Below are 16,504 nucleotides of genomic sequence, written 5' to 3'. Positions count from 1 at the left end.
GGAAGACAGAAGGACCCGTAGCCTTGAGTGGTGGCCATGGTAGCACTTAAGAATGTCCGTACAAACTGGATCATAATGGCTTTGTGCATGCCTCTCGTTGCACTTACAAACCATAGTCATGGAGAAGTTGTCTACAGGAAACTCAGCGCCGTGCAGATCAATGCGCCGGCGGCATCCTGTAAGCCTTTACCGGCTTTGCCTTCCCCCGAGGAGGAAGCGTCAGCCGGACTTGCTGTGATCAAAATTCAAAAGAAGGGGCGTTCCCTAATAGCACTTTTGGCTGGGGGACAGCGGGATGGTCTTCTGCCCGGCAGCCTCCTGCAAACCAGTCGGCAAGGAATTCCCACGGCCCTTTTAAAAACCACCGAAGTCCGCGAAAACTATACGATCGCCGAAGTCACGGCCGATGGCTCCAAGGATTCAGGTCTATATTTTCCCGAGGCCCCTGGGGTGATGGTGGGTGACCGGGCCGAACTGCAGGATATCAAAATCAGTCAAACACTTCGGATCCTGCCGAGTCGGACTCTGACCTATGATCGTCTTTTCATCGATCCGAAAATTTTTCCAACCACGTTCGAACTTTCCACCGAGGGACGCCATGCTCTCATCGAGCAGGCCCGGATTCTCATGACGGCGCATGCCCCCCTTCTCCTGGTCGAAGGTCATACCGATCCCAAGGGTGAAAGTGAAAGCAATCAGGTGGAATCCTATCAACGGGCCATGACGGTTCGGCAGGTGCTGATCGACGAGTTTGGACTCGATCCCAACCGTGTGGTTGCAATCGGACTCGGCGAAACCGAACCACTGGATGAACCCTATTTACCAGGTCGGGCGGAGGAAGCCCGAAGAATTGTCCTGAAGGTAAAATCCCAACCCCTCCCCCATTGATTGGTGTATCTATTTCAAAGGAAATCGGGCAACATGATCCCTTGTTGCCTGACTTTTTTTAGGGACTTTTTATGGACGCCGACGACTGACGATGAAAAAGAAACTGCTTCTGCCAGCAACCTGCTTGCTCGCCATCGCTGCTGTTCTGGGTTATCAGAACTGGGCTCCGCAAAAGATCCAAATTTCCAGCTTTAAATTCGAAAAAACCATTCAGCCGCGCCCTCTGGCCGAATATGAGCCTATGTTTGGTGTCGCTGTGAGTGAGCAGGTTCTGTTCCGGGAATCCGGTATAGAATTGGTTCGGGCGATGCTGGCTGCCAAGGCGAAAGTCTATATCTTCATGACGGCGGGTTTCAAGGAACAGGTTGAAGAACTTTTCACGGAAAAGAAGCCCTTCAAAGCGGATGAGCTGAAATCGATCACCCGGGTTGAGCTCGAGCATGAGAGCCCCTGGCTGCGCGATTTTTTTCCCATTCCGGTTCTCAGAGCCTATCCCTTCATTCCTCCGACACCCAGCTTCGTGGATTTTGTTTACCGTGATGGGAGCAGCTACGACGATGCTGCAATTCATCAATTTGCCTTGGCCATCAATTCCAGTGTCGAACATCTGCCCATCGTGATGGACGGCGGCAACTTCATGACCAATGGTGAAACCTGCATCGTCTCCGAGGAGATGTCGGACGACCCGGAATCCAATCGTCCCAAGGACCCCAATTTTTCGATCAGTGATCATGTCGCAGACATTTTTCAGCTGGCCCTCGGCTGTCGCAAGACTCGGGTCGTGAGCCAAATTCCTCATCCGCATGTCGACATGTTTTTGAAATTCGTCAACAGGAACACTATCCTGGTCAACGAGATTCAGGACCGGGCCATGGACCTGTTGGATGACGCGGACCCCGACTCCAAAGTCAAGATTCCCAAGATCAAGTCGGAACTGGATCGGATCGCCAAGGATCTGAGCAAGACCTTCCGGGTGGTCCGGGTACCCATGCCTCTCCCGGTCTACGATATTTTCTTTACTTATGCGAATTCTGTGATAGTAAACGATACAGTGATCATTCCAAGTTACAAGAACCCCGACCCCAGTCGAGGCACCTATCCGGACCAACACTTTTACGCGTCCTATGAGGAAGAGGTTCGAAAGGCTTATCAGGAAGTCGGGCTGAAGACGGTTTTTCTGAAGGCGGACGACTTGATAAAGGATGGGGGGGCCTTTCATTGCGTGACGTTTCACCTTCCCGATCTTGAAGCGATTGTACCCGAGTCGAGTCATTTGGCGGCAAAACCTAAGCCATGACTATTTTTAACGTGGGAGAGAGCCTACATGATACACCCCGACACCAAGTTAAAATGGGTTAGCAAAGAGATCGGCTACGGTGTCTTTGCAACCAAGTTGATCCCGAAAGGCACAGCGGTCTATGTGCGGGATCAGCTCGAGATCATCGTGGAGCGCAATGCCGCCTTGCTGAAAAATCCCGCCTACACGGATATTATTGAAAAATATTCGTACATCGACCCCAAGGGCGACTATGTCCTGAGCTGGGATCATGGCCGTTACGTCAACCATTGCTGCAATCCCAATACGGTGACGACCGGCTATGGTTTTGAAATCGCCCTGCGCGATATCGCTCCCGGGGAAGAGGTAACGGATGACTATGGTCTTCTGAATCTGGACGAAGAAATTCCACTGGCCTGCTGCAAGGAAAACTGCCGCGGCGTGGCACGTCCTTCGGATTTTGATGTCTATGCCGATCACTACGATGCGCTGGTCGTGGATGCTCTGACCCATTTTTATCTGGTGGATCAGCCGCTCCTTAAATTCTTTGATCGGAATACACTCAATCAGTTGAATGGTTATCTGGAAACCGGAAGTGCCTATATTTCCGTGCTTTCCCAGAAGTTCGTGGAAGGAGCCCGGCCGACTCCCGAGCTCCGCTATCGCAATGAACGGAAACGCAGTCTCGAGCGTTCCGAATAAGAGGCCGCTCTCGCCCCTACTCATGTCATGCTCAAAAAAAAGAAGACGCCGGGTTATGACCCGGCGTCTTTTATTTGGTGCTGCGCCTCGGCAGGAGCAGGCGGAATCACCCACCCTGGCATGATCGTGTCGCCGCTGAGGTTTCTGTTGCCTTGGACGGCTTTTGATGAAAATATGGGATCCCATATATCGGATGAAGACCATGACAGAAGCCAGATCCTCACATTGCCATAGTATCCTGAACTCGTTCCGCCGTCTGGTGAGTACGTTACATGTGGCTTCGCGCCAGGCGGAAAAGCAGCTCGGCATGAGCACCGCTCAGCTCTTTGCTTTGCAAAAACTTCAGGATGGACGCAAGCGTTCCCTTAACGAACTGGCCCTGCTGACCCACACGCATCAAAGTTCGCTCTCCGTGGTCGTCCGCAAGCTGGTGGACAAAGGCATGATTCAAAGCAGTCCCGCTCCCGAGGATTCCCGGCGTCTTCTGCTGCATCTCACGGCCAAAGGTCGACGGGTTTTGGAGAAGGCCTCCACGAGCGTTCCCGATCGCCTGCTTGAGGCTCTGGCGGCCATGAAGCCCAGGGATCAGATGGAACTCGATAGGCTTCTCTCCGAGCTGCTGGAGCGCGCAGCGATGGGCGATATGAAGGTCGAACTTTTCTTTGAATATGATGAAAACAAAAATAAAGAGGAACGTCATGAACAACGGGGCTGAAGGTCAAATGCGGGTCGTTTCAAGCGGCAAGGAAATCACGGGCTCGGCCCGCATCGTGCACGTGACCCAGCGCGATGCCGTGTTACGGGGCTTGAAAACCTTTGCCCTGACGGTGCTGGCCGCGCTCGCCACGATCATTATTCCCGGCGTGCATTTTATTTCCGTTCCTGGTGGCCTGATCGCGGCGCCCATCGTCGGCGTGATGGTCTTTATGAAAAGCCGCGGCGCCGTCAAGGGCATGTCCGGCTCGTTCACCTGTCCGCAATGCGGCGGGAGCAATGTGCTGGACTATCAGGAGGGCAAGCCGCCCTACTACGGATCGTGCCCAACCTGCAAAAGCCCCTACCAGGCCTTCCCCGCGTAAGGGCTCTGGACGTCGCCCTTATCGAGATTCAGGAAGACCCAGTACCTGATGGACGGCTGTGCCCGCTTCATGCACGATGCTCGTACAGTCCGCGATCGTTTTTTGAAATGCGAACGGCATCGGCACCGTCCGCGCGGTTATCGCCCGTCCCTCTTCGAAAAGCTGCGGCTGACAAAATTTGCCAGTCATCCCCCAGTGAATCGGAAAGTCCCGAAGATTCTCATTCTCCTTCGGATTATCCGTCAGCAGGTCCACGCGATTGTTGCCATCAAATTCAAAGGCCAGATGATTTTGCACGATCATGGCCAGATGCTCAAACTGGTTGCCGTAACCATAGATATCGACGATCGGACTTTCCTCATAGGATCGGCCGATCTCAGCCGGCGTGTACGTGGCCAGCTGGTCTTTGGCATTGGCGTCGCCGAAGAAAAGCCATTGCGCCAGGTAATAGACAGCATTATGCGGCGCTTCAGGCAACGCAGCGGACAGGTATTGACCGGTCAACGCCGCTGCTTTGAAATCGCAGGCATGAGCCAGTTCATGGGCCAGCAGTCCTTCCAGGTCCAGGCGTCGCGCATCCTCAATGGTCTCCGGCATCGCAGTATCCACCGAGAAAAAGAGGAGATTGATCTGATCATAATTTTCCTCGCGCGCATCTGGTCGCGTGCTGACCGTTTTCGCTTCCTCTTCGTTGGCTGCAAAATACCGGGCATCCAGATAGATGGCGCCACTCGGTGGATAATAAAAGGAAGGTCGGATATCGGTGGAAATCGCGATGCCTTTCACACAGGACAGCATGGAAACGAGTTCCGGCCTGGTTTGCAAGAGAAAGCTGCGGAAGCGTTCCGTCTGCCAGTCATGGCTGATCAGAGTATGACTCATCACCTGAGCCACCTGCTCCTCGCGCGTGGTCTCCTGGAGCTCCAGATAAGGCAGGTTACAGCCCGCCAGCGCCTCAGGGTTGCCATTCCCGGCGATGCAGCGATTGAATTTGGCATCATCCCGTTCCGAGGGGCTAATGCCTGCGAGATTCAGAGGTGTCTGTACCAGAAGTTGATCCGGTGCATGCAGAATATCCTTGCGACTTTTCTTTTTTTGACCGCAACCGGTCATGGCCACGAGACATGCAGCAATACAGATGACTATGCGTTTCACAATAGGGTCCCCCCGACCTGGCCTGAGTGGAAATTCAAATTGAGGCGGCTTGCCTGGATTTCCTATAGCCGATTTTTTGGATTTCGGGAACTCGACCCTTATTGACGTAGTTAATACAGGACGAGATCGCCGGTAATGGCGTCGATGCGCTCGGTCAGATCCGGCCCTATGGCGCAGGCTGTCAGGGTCGGCTGGCCGTGAAATTCGGTGCGACCGCTATCACGAATCATGTAGCTTTTCAGGCCGGCGGCCCGGGCCTTTTCGTGATGGGCCACCAGTTCCTCTTCACTATTCACACGCAGGCAGACCTTGGCCATGCCGTGCACGATCCAATGTTTTTCCATGTCTGTCAGCTCAATCGTGGTCGCCTTGTTTTGCAGGAGCAGCAGGCGCAAGGGTTCAATCAAAAAATCCATCGCCGCGTGCGACCCTTGAGCGATTTCCTTGCCGCGCCGCATGTTGAGATCCTTGCGGACCAGGATCACCTGTTTGATGCGCATGATTTCATTCCTCAGGCTGAACGGATCGCCAGATGCGTTCCGGTAAATGGTCCCAGGCCGCATCCATATCCAGTCCGGAGCCGCCGCTCAGCCAGCGACGGGCCAGCTCGGCAAGAGGGCCAATCAATAGAATTTCATAGAGAGGCAGCGGCAGGGCGATCACCTCACGGGCCCGGATATGCGGTTCAAAGAGAGCCATGAGCGCCTCGAGGATCGGCTGCTTCGCCTTGCGGATGTCCTCTTCATATTGCTGCATATAGGGGGCGTAGGCCGAGGCATGAATGAAACGCGCGGCGGTTTTTTTCTCGCGGGTCCATTCCATGTACGCGCGTGCCTGGGCGATCACCTTCGCCCGCGCTGTGGTTTCGGTTTCAACCGCACGGATAATGCTGTGCAGAAGATCAGCCATTGCACTTTGATAAAGCGCGGCCGAGACGCCATTGAGATTTCCAAAGTGATGATAGATGGAGCCGATGGAAACGCCGGAGACTTCACTCAGGCGCTCAATGGAAAGTTCATGACGGCTGAAAAGTTTCAGCGCCGCTTTCAGGACCCTGTCGGCCGTCTCCTGACCGCGCTGCTGTTTTCCGGCCATGATTTAACCCGCTTGTTTCATGTACTGCAGGGCCTGCTGCCACACCGCTTCCCGAAAGCCCGTATCCTGCATGAAGGGAGCAAGTGGCGCTTCCTTGAAACGATCATAAAAACGGCCATTGATGCCCTTGAATGCGGGATCCGTGCAAAGGCTCAGCGGAGCCCTGGCCCCTTCCTCAGGTGTCAGCCAAAGTCTTTTGACAAGATTCAACAGCATGCCCTTCACCCCACTCATCGCCCCAAGGTCCGTGCGCACCACTCCGGGATGCACCGCATTGATCGTCGCAGGACTGCCCTGCCAACGTTCAGCAAACGTCATGGTCGTAGCAAGGTTCAAAAGCTTTGTCGAGGCATAGGTCTTGAGCGCGCTAAAATTCTGGCCGGTGGCGCTTTGGGAAAAATTCCGATCGCCAAGCGGATAAAGTCCGGCCGTCATCTGCACGACGCGTGTACCATCACGCTGAAAGCGATCTTCCAATTGCATGTTCATGAGAAAAGGAGCGAGGTGGTTGACGACAAAGGCCTCCTCGAGTCCATCGGCCTGGATGATTTTCCTTTGGGGCCAGATCGCAGCATTGTGGATCAGACCATCGAGAGGCGGGAGCGCCTTTATGGCATGAATGGCCGACTGAATGCCTCGAAGGCTGCTTAAATCAGCCTGGAGAATACCGGAAACCTGTCCCGAAGGCAGAGTTCGAATCAAAGCCTCCGCGGCTTGACGATCGCGACAGAGCAGCGTCAACTGACAGCCCGAGGCTGCGAGTCCACGGGTGATGGCAGCGCCCAGGCCGCGATTGGCTCCGGTGATCAGAAAGTGTTGGGTCATGGCTGGCTCCTGAAACTGGAAAATATTTCTAGAAACATTTTCTAATTCTAATCGGAATCCCAGCCGGAAAACATGAGCGTGGCCAGATTTAATTATAACTATTTGATTTTATTATGTTATTCAGCCAAAATCTCCTGTGTCATGGCGTCCAGGGCTTCGGGACGTCCGTGGAGCTGCGCGGGTGTATTTTGAAAGCAGGCGATGACCCAGCGCCGCTCACGGCGGACGGCTGTCATCATTTGAAAGGCATTCAATGCCGGATTCAATTCCTTCTGGCCCGGTGGAACCATGCCAACGATGGCTTCCAGTTGAGCGACATCCGGCGTCAGAAAGCGGATGTCCTTGACCTTGAAGAGAAAGGGTGGCGTCGGGTGATCCCGAAAGATCGTGCCGATGGATTCCTCGATATCGCGGGCTCCGTGGTGATGGGTTCCATCAAAACCAATGATCAAGCCATCATCAGCGAAGGCAGCCGCCAGCTTGATCGCATCGCGCTGATTCCAGCCTTCTATCATGCTCTGATACAGTTTTTCAATCTGTGCTTCTTCGGTGCCTACCGCATAAGGTGATCCGGAATATTGTGGGCACATGGGCATCTCCCTGTCACATGAGAGTCGGTTGTCATCGTGATGGAGGCCATCTTACCGGGAAAGTTTTCAAATGGCGAATCGCGCTGTTTCCCAAAACGAAATTCGAAAGGCAAAGTGATCGCACGGTCCTGCTCAGCTCGAAAGAACAGTCTGGTGGTTGGAAGGGCAATCGGGTCGGCCGTCCTGCTCAGCTTGAAGAACTGTCTGGTGCCCTGGAAGGGCAAAGGGGTCGACCTTCCGCTTCGGCACGAAAGGACAACCTGCTGACTTAGGGCAAAGGGGTCTACCCTCCGCCTCGGCATGCAAGGACAGCCTGCTGGCCTGAAGGGCAAAGGGGTTGATCGCCCCTACGGCCCGGCGCCTCGATCGGCAAACGGGTCGACCGATCTGCTCAATACTTCAGACAGGAGAGAGTTCATTCGACTTCGCTCGGTAACGAAACGGTCCGCTGTCTCGGAGAGCAATCCACCTTCCCTGCTGAGTGCGAAGCAACGTCTCCTGCCTGACCATCCTTGCTCAACACGGCAAGCAGTCCGCTGCCCTGCAAGGTCCCGGAGTCAACTGTCCCTGCTCGCTGCGAAAGGGCAAGGCGATCCACCATCCTTGCTCTGCAGCCTGCTCGACGATACTCGACACACAGGCAGTCCGGTAACTCAAATGGCAAGGAACGTCGCATGAAACAACTGTCTGCTGGCTGCCCGCCTCTCACACGTGAAAGCCTTTCTTCCCCTGGCTTTTAGAGCGTCAAAACTCTGACAACCGGGCGACGGCCGTGCCTTAATCATGAGGCAAGGACGCACCTGGCCAGGGACAGGATGGACGCCGTCGCTGCCGGCCGGGAGGTGCATAAGGATTTTTTAAATGCGGCGGGCAGGTGCGCTCCTGCTCCTCGAACTCGCGAATCAGTCTTTCCCTTTCCCAACGATTCATCCGCTTGATTTCCTTTTCCCGGATATTGGCCTGACCCGCATGCCCATGGGTTTCAAAGTAGACGAGATACGTGATGTCATATCGTGCTGTATAACTGTTCGGGTTGTGCTTTGTTCGATGTTCGTGCAGGCGCCGTTCGAGATTGTTCGTGACCCCGGTGTAGAGAAGTCTGCGGAAACGGTCACTCAGGATGTAGACATAATACATTCGCATGCCCTGCTTCTACCGCAGGTCGCGCCGTATGAGAAAGGACATGAAGTGGAGAGAAATGTCCGGACACGGACGACGCAAAAAACCCGGCTGCGATTTCTCGTCAACCGGGTCTTTTGATGGTGGGGATGAGATGACTCGAACATCCGACCTCACGCTTATCAGGCGTGTGCTCTAACCACCTGAGCTACATCCCCATCGGAAGACACTTTATAAGTGTTCGTCTTTTTGCTGTCAACCTTTTTGAATCCAAAAAGCTCGACCCAACTGGTTCTGGACTAAGTAAAAGAGCCCCGCACTTCTGCAGGGCTCTTGTGCAGCGCAAGGCTGGAACTTAGTTGGTGAACGAAGGGCTCTCAGCGCCTTCCACCATGTCTTCACCGCCGACTTTGGTCTTGAGACCCCAGTCAGACGCGCCGTAACGCTTCAGTTTGCGTTGCAGCGTGCGAATACCAATCCCCAGAGCGCGGGCGGTATGCGTACGGTTGAAGTTTTTCTGTCTCAGAGTTTCCAGGATCACAATGCGCTCGATTTCACGCAGTTTTGTTCCAGGGGGAAAAGTGACAGAAGATGTGTCGAAGTTGAGTGCAGCATCATTCGTGTTTTCCGGTGTCATCATAGCTGATTTCCTCCGATTTGGCTATTTATCCCGTTCCTCACATCCGCAAGAAACTTTGGTACCCCATCGCTCACACAGGACCCAAGACATCCGTTCTATCAACATCTCTTCCCCATCCAGGGACCGATGGCGGCCGCATCCTGCAGCTCTGTCCTGTCTTACTTGCCGTGAACTCCTGCTCACAAGCAAACTTTGGCATTTCTCGTATCCAAGGAACACATCAGTTTCAACTCGGAAGGGCTTTTTGCAGGGCTCCTGCGGATCTTCCGTGGAGGCTTGACGTGAACTCAATGCCTTAGCTGCGACAAATTAGCAGTTTGAGAGACAATGTCAACATATTTAGTGAGGTTTTTTGTGCTTCATCGCAAATTTTTTTGCGCAGTGCCGGGAAGGCCATCTAACCCGCTGAAATCACACAGGAACCCGGCCTTTTCAGATGCGTCAAACACGACCCATTTGACGCTTAATGCGGGCGGGACGCGCTCTTCAGCGCTGGCAACGGCGACAAAAGTAAGTCGCACGACCCCCAATTCTGCTGCTGCTAATTCCCGTTTTACACCGCAAACAAGGATCACCATCGCGGCCATAAACGCTCAGTGAGAGTTCAAAATAGCCCGGTTCCCCGTCGACATGTTTATAGTCGCGGAAGGTCGTGCCACCGGCCTGGATTGCTGCCGTCAGCACTGATTTGATGGCGCCACTGATTTTGGTCCACTCCTCACGCTTGACGGCAGACGCTTTGCGCGAAGGTTTGACTCCCGCAAGAAAGAGGCTTTCGTTTGCATAGATGTTGCCCACGCCGACGACGTTGTGCGCATCCATGAGAAAGTTCTTCACCGCCACGGTTTTCCCGCGACTGCGCTGATAAAGAATTTCATCAAGACCTTCCGTTTCCAAGGGCTCGGGCCCCAGGTTCCTGATGAGTGGATGCTGCGAAAGGGCATCACGCGAGCTACAGAGAATACAGCCGAAACGCCGAGGATCCACATAATGCAGATAACCCACGGGGCCGGAGTCATCGATCACGCGAAAACTTGCATGCGTGTGATTCCAACGGCCGGTGGCTTCCGGGCTGAACAGCATATTGCCGGTCATCCCAAGATGGATGATGGCATAGCCGCTTTCTGTTTCAATCAGCAGGTATTTGGAACGACGTTCCACAGACAATATGGTTTTTCCGGCGATCAATTCCCGCAGATCCTGCATGGGAATCGGCCAGCGGAGATCCGGTCGATGAAAGACCATTTCATCGAGCTTTTTACCCAGAATGACCGACCGTACGGCCCGGGTTAAACATTCGACTTCTGGCAATTCAGGCATGAAAAAAGCTCCTCAACAGCACCATCCCGGATTGGGATGGTGCGAAGGGAGGATCATAGGAATAATTCAGCGCTGAAACAAGATGATTACGAGTCGATGGTGGAGGGGCGGCGGGAGGCTTTCTGTGCGCCGGGCAGCAGCTGACGCCGCATGCGATTCAGGAGGGCCGGCTTGAAATAGCCCGCAATACAAAGCTGTTCGACCAGCTGCCAGGCCTGTTGCGCTTCCGCAGGCCCCCGCGCGCCCGAGAACAAGGCCTTGAGCGAAGAACGGGCTTCCTTTTGCTGTTCCACATCGATCGTTTTAGGCAAACGATCCGGCTGAGGGGCTTGATCCGTGTTGTCCTTCTGCGCCTGATGACGCGCGAGCATGAACTGCATCTGCTTCATCAAAATCGCAAGCGGAGGCAATTCGCCTTTGCGGGCCAGCTGGATCGCCCAGGTCGCATGAAACAGATCGGGATGCTGCCGGCACAGAGCCTGGCATTCCGGAGCCATTGTCACCAGACGGCGATACCAGCCCACGGTCCGTGGATTGACCCCGACCCGTTCCGCAATGGCCTGATCGCTCTCACCCAGATGATTCGCCTGCTGATAGGCCTGCGACAGATCCAGATAAAACACGTCCTCGCGCAGGTTCGCGGCGATCGTGTGATAAAGTTCATCACGCGTGGAGGCGAAGGGAAGAATCACGCACTCGATGGTTTTCCAGCCGAGCATTTTCGCAGCCAGAATCCGGCGATGACCGTTTTTACAAACGAAGGAAAATTCCCCGTTCACGCCGGTCTTAAGACAGAGCGTGGGGAATTGAATGAGTCCATCCTTTTGCATCGATTCGGCAAGGACCTTCAGGTGATCCTGGTTGTAAGCCTCACGAATATTTTCGTTCAGCTTGATGTTCTCAACCGGAACCTTCTGGATGGTTTTGCCGTTTCGTTCGATCTGAGCCTGCAGCTGCTCAAACACGGAACTGGGAGCCGCGCTGGGCTTGGGAGCCGGTTCAGGCGCAGGCGCAGGCGCAGGTGCTTCCGCCGCAGAAGCACCCCGGCGCGCCTCGGAAGCCGCGGGTGCTGTCGGAGCCTTTGAGGCCGCGGGACGGGCTGCCTGCGATTCACGCGAGGGGCGCGAGGTATTCACTTCGCGCGCCGCACCCTTCACCATTTTGTCGAGATTCTTCTTGGCCATTTCACGCATTGATGCCATGGGTGCCTCTCTCAGAGCAGATTGATTTCTTCGTTGCCATCCTGCAACTGCCATTCTCCTTCATCACGGACCTTCTCACGCAGAACGCCAAGGTGCTCGAGATTGGGGCGTTCGATCTTCTTCGCATCGACCTGCTTCAAAAGCACCCGGGTCAGCTTCAGATAATCGTCCTTCACCGAGCGGGCACTGGGCAAAGCCGCGGCCGGACAGCTCTGCAGGTTGCCCGTGGCGACCGCGTTGGAGACGCGGATGGCAGGCTTCAGCAGATTCACGCGGGCGCTCTTGAGGTGCTTGCTGATAAAGCGAATGTACGAGTCATGCGCGGGAATTTTCTTCACGCAGCTCAGCATGACGCCGAGACAGTGCAGATCCGGATTTTCCTCGTCGTGAATTTCTTCACATTCCGCCACGAGATCCAAAAATCCGTCGTAGCTGTCAGGCTCGGGAAAGCTGGGGATCAGGTACCAGTTGGAAGCCGCGAGGGCCGCCTGCAGCAGCACGTTGATCTGCGGCTTGGTGTCGATCAGCACAAAATCGAAATTCTTCTCAACACCCTTCAAAAGGTGTTTAAAAAGCTTAAAACTCCGTGCCGAGCGCCCAAATTCGGTTTGAGCCGCCTTGAGTTCCTTGGTCGAGGGAATGACCCAGATGTTTTTATACGGGCTTTCGACCATCACCTGATCATAGGTGAGCTTGCCACGCAGGGCATGCCAGAGCGTTTCCTGATTGCGGTCGAAAAGATCCCGCACACCCAAAGCTTTGGTGGCGTTGCCTTGATCGTCCGAATCGATGACCAGAACCCTTTTGCCAAGAACGGTGCCGAGCAGATAAGCGACGTTCGTCACCGAGGTCGTCTTGCCGACTCCACCTTTAATATTGGCAAAGGTTATAACGTGAGTACGGGGTTCACGCATGGGACCTCCCTCCATTGGATATTTGCTGTTATGATGTCTAGGAAATACGGTACCGGTTTTCGTTAGGGGCAACAAGAGTAGAAAAAAAGTCGGGGCTGTACATGATGTACAGCCCGCGTCGAAGATCCTGAAAAGCTTTTACTTTAAGACTGTTTTATCCCTTGCGACCAAATCCAGGTCGCTCCGCATATTACATGTTCCGTCGGTACTGACCACCGACTTCATAAAGCGCCTGGGAAATCTGTCCAAGCGTGCAGACACGCCCCACATCCATCAAACAGTGGAAGATATTTTTACCATCCAGCGCCGCCTGTTTCAAACGGGCAATCGCCGCATCGCCGGTTGAGCCATTTCTTTTGATGAAGTCATGCGCGGATTGAATCGCGTATTCCTTTTCCTCCGGGGTGGAACGGATCACCTCGGCTGGAATCACCGTCGGCGATCCATCCTTGCCGAGGAAGGTGTTCACGCCGATGATGGGCAGATCACCCGTGTGCTTCAGCGATTCATAGTAAAGCGATTCATCCTGAATCTTCGACCGCTGATACATGCGTTCCATCGCCCCCAGCACACCCCCGCGTTCGGAAATTGCGCGGAATTCCGCCATCACCGCTTCCTCAACCAGATCCGTCAGCTCTTCGATAATAAAGGAACCCTGCAAGGGATTTTCGTTTTTCGCAAGCCCGAGTTCCTTGTTGATGATCAACTGAATGGCCATCGCCCGCCGCACGGATTCCTCAGTTGGCGTCGTAATGGCTTCGTCGTAAGCGTTGGTATGCAAGGAGTTGCAGTTGTCATAGATCGCGTAAAGCGCTTGCAGCGTGGTTCTTATGTCATTGAATGCAATCTCCTGGGCGTGCAGACTGCGTCCTGAGGTTTGAATGTGGTACTTAAGCTTCTGCGACCTATCATTGCCGCCATACTTATACTTCATGGCCTTGGCCCAGATACGCCGCGCCACCCGACCAATCACCGCGTACTCAGGATCGGTGCCGTTCGAAAAGAAGAAGGAAAGATTCGGCGCAAAGTCATCGATGTGCATGCCGCGGGACAAATAATATTCAACATAAGTGAAACCGTTGGCGAGCGTGAACGCCAGCTGAGTGATGGGATTGGCACCGGCTTCCGCGATGTGATAGCCCGAGATGGAAACGGAATAGAAATTCCGCACCTGCTCCTTGATGAAATATTCCTGAATATCACCCATCATGCGCAGGGCAAATTCCGTCGAGAAAATGCAGGTATTTTGCGCCTGATCCTCTTTCAGGATATCGGCCTGCACTGTTCCGCGAACCTGCTTCAACGTGCTGGCTTTTATCTTCTCGTAAACCTCAAGCGGCAGAACCTGATCACCCGTCACACCGAGCAGCATCAAACCCAGACCATCATTGCCGTCGGGCAGCTCACCGTTATAACGCGGACGCGGCACATCGTAGCGGCGATAGATCTCCTTGATCTTCTCCTCCACCTGCGCGGTTAATCCCTGCTCGCGAATATGGAGTTCACACTGCTGATCGATCGCTGTATTCAGAAAGAATGCGAGCAGCATCGGCGCGGGACCGTTAATCGTCATCGACACCGAAGTATTGGGCTGCGCGAGGTTGAAGCCGGAGTAAAGTTTTTTCGCATCATCAACGGTCGCAATGCTCACACCGGAGTTGCCAATCTTGCCGTAAATATCCGGACGATGATCAGGATCCTCACCATAGAGCGTCACCGAATCGAAAGCCGTGGAAAGACGCTTGGCCGGCATGCCTTTCGAAACGTAATGAAAACGCTTGTTGGTGCGCTCCGGTCCGCCTTCACCGGCAAACATGCGAGCGGGATCCTCACCTTCACGTTTCAGTGGGAAAACACCGGCTGCATAAGGGAATTCACCGGGAACATTTTCCATCAAAATCCAGCCAAGAATTTCACCCCAATCCTCATAACGCGGCAGCGCCACCTTGCGAATGTTCAGATGCGCGAGGGATTCATAAATGAGGCTTTGCTCGATAACCTTGTCACGCACCTTGTACTGATAAACCGGACCCGCATATTTTTCCTTGAGCTCATGCCAGCCGAGCAGGACCTGACGGCATTCATGATCGAGCCGCGGTTCCAGCGCATTGTAGTGTTTGATTAATTCCTGAACAATTAAGCTGTCACCCGCCTGAGCCTCGAGGGCCGTGACGTAACGCGCGGTTTTCTGCGTTTTGCGCAGGGCATCGACCGTTCCCTGAATCTGGAAGAGCTGCCGCGCAATCGCCACCTGCTGCTGAATGAAGGATTTATACTGCTCGTGATTTTCGCTGAGCTCGGCCAGATACCGCACGCGTTCAGGCGGCAGAAGATAACGCCGCTGGCTGAGGCCCAATTCCTGCGTGGCGAGCTTTTGAAAGCTGCTGCCGGTTTTGGCATTCAGAATGTCGATCAGGCGATTATAGAGCTGATTCATGCCGCTGTCGTTGAACTGCGAGGCGATGGTACCGAGCACGGGCAAATCATCATCCGAGCCGGTCCAAAGATTCTGATTGCGGCGATACTGTTTTTTGACATCGCGCATGGCATCCAGCGAGCCGCGCTTGTCGAATTTATTGATGGCGATCACGTCGGCAAAATCGAGCATATCGATCTTTTCCAGCTGCGTGGCCGCGCCGTATTCCGAGGTCATCACATACAACGAAACATCGGAATGCTCGACGATTTCCGTATCCGACTGGCCAATGCCCGAGGTTTCCACAATGATGAGGTCAAATCCAGCGGCCTTGCAGATCTCAATGGAGTCCTGCACATATTTGCTTAGCGCCAAATTGGACTGGCGTGTGGCCAGCGAGCGCATATAGACGCGCGGATGATGAATCGCATTCATCCGGATCCGGTCACCCAGGAGAGCACCGCCGGTTTTTCGCTTGGAAGGGTCGACGGAAATGATGGCCACCGTCTCATCGTGATGGGAACGCAGATACCGGCGGACAAGCTCATCGACGAGCGAAGATTTGCCGGCGCCCCCGGTCCCGGTGATGCCAAGCACGGGAACCTTGCGATCGCCCCTCAGAGCCTGAACACTTTTCTGCAGCGTCTCGCGATAATCCCCATGGTTTTCCGCCACGGAAATCACCCGCGCAATTGCCTGAGGATCCTTTTGCGTCACGAGGGGCAGCAGCGCATCCACGGGCGGTTTCTGCGTGCTGAAATCGCAATTTTGCAAGAGGTGGTTGATCATACCCTGCAGTCCCATGGCCCGGCCATCATCCGGAGAATAGATGCGGGTGATCCCATAGGCATGCAGCTCATCGATCTCGGTGGGCAGAATGGTACCGCCGCCACCACCGAAGATCTTGATGTTGGCCTTGCGTTCTTTGAGGAGGTCGTGGATATATTTGAAAAACTCCAGGTGACCACCTTGATACGAGGTGATCGCAATGCCCTGGGCATCTTCCTGGATAGCGCAGTCGACAATTTCAGCGGCCGATCGATTGTGACCCAGGTGAATAACCTCGGCGCCCGAAGCCTGCAGGATGCGACGCATGATGTTGATCGCGGCGTCATGCCCATCGAACAGAGATGCCGCGGTGACAATACGTATTTGGTGTTGAGGTTTATATGCCGTTGTCTGGGACAGGGTCATGAGCCTTCACTCCTTCATTCTTGTGCCATTCTTATAGCCTGGCCAAATCGAGTTTGGCTAGGATTCTGCAGGCTATTTAATGTCAAAGT

The 16,504-nt window shown here is 54.2% G+C and carries 16 protein-coding genes and 1 tRNA gene; 5 read left to right on the top strand and 12 right to left on the bottom strand.

The window, feature by feature from the left end; genetic code table 11:
- The first annotated feature begins 87 nt into the window (after positions 1-87).
- From OLTU_RS01490 to OLTU_RS01470, 5 genes are all read left to right on the top strand, one after another.
- Positions 88-888, top strand: a complete 801-nt coding sequence (locus tag OLTU_RS01490; RefSeq protein ID WP_218109778.1) for an OmpA family protein — start codon at positions 88-90, stop codon at positions 886-888.
- Positions 889-979: 91 nt separating this feature from the next.
- Positions 980-2,185 (top strand): agmatine deiminase family protein, encoded by a 1,206-nt coding sequence (locus tag OLTU_RS01485; RefSeq protein WP_141730990.1) that lies wholly within the window; start codon positions 980-982, stop codon positions 2,183-2,185.
- Positions 2,186-2,212: 27 nt separating this feature from the next.
- On the top strand, positions 2,213-2,866 hold the full coding sequence (locus tag OLTU_RS01480; RefSeq protein ID WP_141730989.1) for an SET domain-containing protein: 654 nt from the start codon (positions 2,213-2,215) through the stop codon (positions 2,864-2,866).
- A 193-nt stretch (positions 2,867-3,059) separates the two neighbouring features.
- The gene (locus tag OLTU_RS01475; RefSeq protein WP_218109777.1) at positions 3,060-3,581 is read left to right on the top strand and encodes a MarR family winged helix-turn-helix transcriptional regulator; all 522 of its coding nucleotides are present in this window, start codon (positions 3,060-3,062) and stop codon (positions 3,579-3,581) included.
- Positions 3,565-3,945, top strand: a complete 381-nt coding sequence (locus OLTU_RS01470; RefSeq protein WP_141730987.1) for a hypothetical protein — start codon at positions 3,565-3,567, stop codon at positions 3,943-3,945. Before OLTU_RS01475 ends, OLTU_RS01470 begins: the two co-directional genes overlap by 17 nt.
- Positions 3,946-3,963: 18 nt before the next feature.
- Here OLTU_RS01470 and OLTU_RS01465 read toward each other — a convergent pair whose 3' ends face one another.
- The 12 genes from OLTU_RS01465 to OLTU_RS01405 all read right to left on the bottom strand — a co-directional run bounded on the left by OLTU_RS01465 (position 3,964) and on the right by OLTU_RS01405 (position 16,415).
- Positions 3,964-5,100 carry a hypothetical protein gene (locus tag OLTU_RS01465; protein WP_141730986.1) on the bottom strand — a complete coding sequence of 379 codons (1,137 nt, stop codon included), beginning with the start codon at positions 5,098-5,100 and terminating at the stop codon, positions 3,964-3,966.
- Between the two features lie 110 nt (positions 5,101-5,210).
- Positions 5,211-5,600: an aminoacyl-tRNA hydrolase gene (pth2, locus tag OLTU_RS01460; protein WP_218109776.1), complete on the bottom strand. Its 390-nt coding sequence runs from the start codon at positions 5,598-5,600 to the stop codon at positions 5,211-5,213.
- A 4-nt stretch (positions 5,601-5,604) separates the two neighbouring features.
- The gene (locus tag OLTU_RS01455; protein WP_141730985.1) at positions 5,605-6,195 is read right to left on the bottom strand and encodes a TetR/AcrR family transcriptional regulator; all 591 of its coding nucleotides are present in this window, start codon (positions 6,193-6,195) and stop codon (positions 5,605-5,607) included.
- A 3-nt stretch (positions 6,196-6,198) separates the two neighbouring features.
- Positions 6,199-7,020: an SDR family NAD(P)-dependent oxidoreductase gene (locus OLTU_RS01450; RefSeq protein ID WP_141730984.1), complete on the bottom strand. Its 822-nt coding sequence runs from the start codon at positions 7,018-7,020 to the stop codon at positions 6,199-6,201.
- A gap of 116 nt (positions 7,021-7,136) precedes the next feature.
- Entirely contained in the window at positions 7,137-7,610 is a 474-nt protein-coding gene (locus OLTU_RS01445) for an SgcJ/EcaC family oxidoreductase (protein WP_141730983.1), read from the bottom strand.
- A gap of 777 nt (positions 7,611-8,387) precedes the next feature.
- A complete protein-coding gene (locus tag OLTU_RS01440; protein ID WP_141730982.1) occupies positions 8,388-8,753 on the bottom strand; it encodes a GIY-YIG nuclease family protein in 366 nt (121 codons plus the stop codon).
- 117 nt (positions 8,754-8,870) lie between these two features.
- Positions 8,871-8,947, bottom strand: a tRNA-Ile gene (locus OLTU_RS01435).
- A 137-nt stretch (positions 8,948-9,084) separates the two neighbouring features.
- A complete protein-coding gene (locus tag OLTU_RS01430; RefSeq protein WP_141730981.1) occupies positions 9,085-9,369 on the bottom strand; it encodes a helix-turn-helix domain-containing protein in 285 nt (94 codons plus the stop codon).
- A gap of 486 nt (positions 9,370-9,855) precedes the next feature.
- On the bottom strand, positions 9,856-10,689 hold the full coding sequence (mutM, locus tag OLTU_RS01425; protein WP_141730980.1) for a bifunctional DNA-formamidopyrimidine glycosylase/DNA-(apurinic or apyrimidinic site) lyase: 834 nt from the start codon (positions 10,687-10,689) through the stop codon (positions 9,856-9,858).
- Positions 10,690-10,775: 86 nt separating this feature from the next.
- Entirely contained in the window at positions 10,776-11,873 is a 1,098-nt protein-coding gene (locus tag OLTU_RS01420; RefSeq protein WP_218109775.1) for a ParB/RepB/Spo0J family partition protein, read from the bottom strand.
- A 29-nt stretch (positions 11,874-11,902) separates the two neighbouring features.
- Positions 11,903-12,805: a ParA family protein gene (locus OLTU_RS01410; RefSeq protein WP_176736238.1), complete on the bottom strand. Its 903-nt coding sequence runs from the start codon at positions 12,803-12,805 to the stop codon at positions 11,903-11,905.
- A 190-nt stretch (positions 12,806-12,995) separates the two neighbouring features.
- Positions 12,996-16,415 carry a methylmalonyl-CoA mutase family protein gene (locus OLTU_RS01405; RefSeq protein ID WP_141730976.1) on the bottom strand — a complete coding sequence of 1,140 codons (3,420 nt, stop codon included), beginning with the start codon at positions 16,413-16,415 and terminating at the stop codon, positions 12,996-12,998.
- Between the last annotated feature and the right edge of the window lie 89 nt (positions 16,416-16,504).

Source organism: Oligoflexus tunisiensis (assembly GCF_001748245.1).
Taxonomy (GTDB): domain Bacteria; phylum Bdellovibrionota_B; class Oligoflexia; order Oligoflexales; family Oligoflexaceae; genus Oligoflexus; species Oligoflexus tunisiensis.
The sequence above is the reverse complement of the archived record's forward strand: the minus strand, read 5'-3'. Positions and strand labels throughout refer to the sequence as shown.

What these genes read in the sequence shown, in the direction of transcription:
- OLTU_RS01490 (WP_218109778.1), top strand. Translation starts at nt 88, where the DNA reads ATGCCTCTCGTTGCACTTACAAACCATAGTCATGGAGAAGTTGTCTAC.
- OLTU_RS01485 (WP_141730990.1), top strand. Translation starts at nt 980, where the DNA reads ATGAAAAAGAAACTGCTTCTGCCAGCAACCTGCTTGCTCGCCATCGCT.
- OLTU_RS01480 (WP_141730989.1), top strand. Translation starts at nt 2,213, where the DNA reads ATGATACACCCCGACACCAAGTTAAAATGGGTTAGCAAAGAGATCGGC.
- OLTU_RS01475 (WP_218109777.1), top strand. Translation starts at nt 3,060, where the DNA reads ATGAAGACCATGACAGAAGCCAGATCCTCACATTGCCATAGTATCCTG.
- OLTU_RS01470 (WP_141730987.1), top strand. Translation starts at nt 3,565, where the DNA reads ATGAACAACGGGGCTGAAGGTCAAATGCGGGTCGTTTCAAGCGGCAAG.
- pth2 (WP_218109776.1), bottom strand. Translation starts at nt 5,600, where the DNA reads ATGCGCATCAAACAGGTGATCCTGGTCCGCAAGGATCTCAACATGCGG.
- OLTU_RS01455 (WP_141730985.1), bottom strand. Translation starts at nt 6,195, where the DNA reads ATGGCCGGAAAACAGCAGCGCGGTCAGGAGACGGCCGACAGGGTCCTG.
- OLTU_RS01450 (WP_141730984.1), bottom strand. Translation starts at nt 7,020, where the DNA reads ATGACCCAACACTTTCTGATCACCGGAGCCAATCGCGGCCTGGGCGCT.
- OLTU_RS01445 (WP_141730983.1), bottom strand. Translation starts at nt 7,610, where the DNA reads ATGTGCCCACAATATTCCGGATCACCTTATGCGGTAGGCACCGAAGAA.
- OLTU_RS01440 (WP_141730982.1), bottom strand. Translation starts at nt 8,753, where the DNA reads ATGCGAATGTATTATGTCTACATCCTGAGTGACCGTTTCCGCAGACTT.
- OLTU_RS01430 (WP_141730981.1), bottom strand. Translation starts at nt 9,369, where the DNA reads ATGATGACACCGGAAAACACGAATGATGCTGCACTCAACTTCGACACA.
- mutM (WP_141730980.1), bottom strand. Translation starts at nt 10,689, where the DNA reads ATGCCTGAATTGCCAGAAGTCGAATGTTTAACCCGGGCCGTACGGTCG.
- OLTU_RS01420 (WP_218109775.1), bottom strand. Translation starts at nt 11,873, where the DNA reads ATGGCCAAGAAGAATCTCGACAAAATGGTGAAGGGTGCGGCGCGCGAA.
- OLTU_RS01410 (WP_176736238.1), bottom strand. Translation starts at nt 12,805, where the DNA reads ATGCGTGAACCCCGTACTCACGTTATAACCTTTGCCAATATTAAAGGT.
- OLTU_RS01405 (WP_141730976.1), bottom strand. Translation starts at nt 16,415, where the DNA reads ATGACCCTGTCCCAGACAACGGCATATAAACCTCAACACCAAATACGT.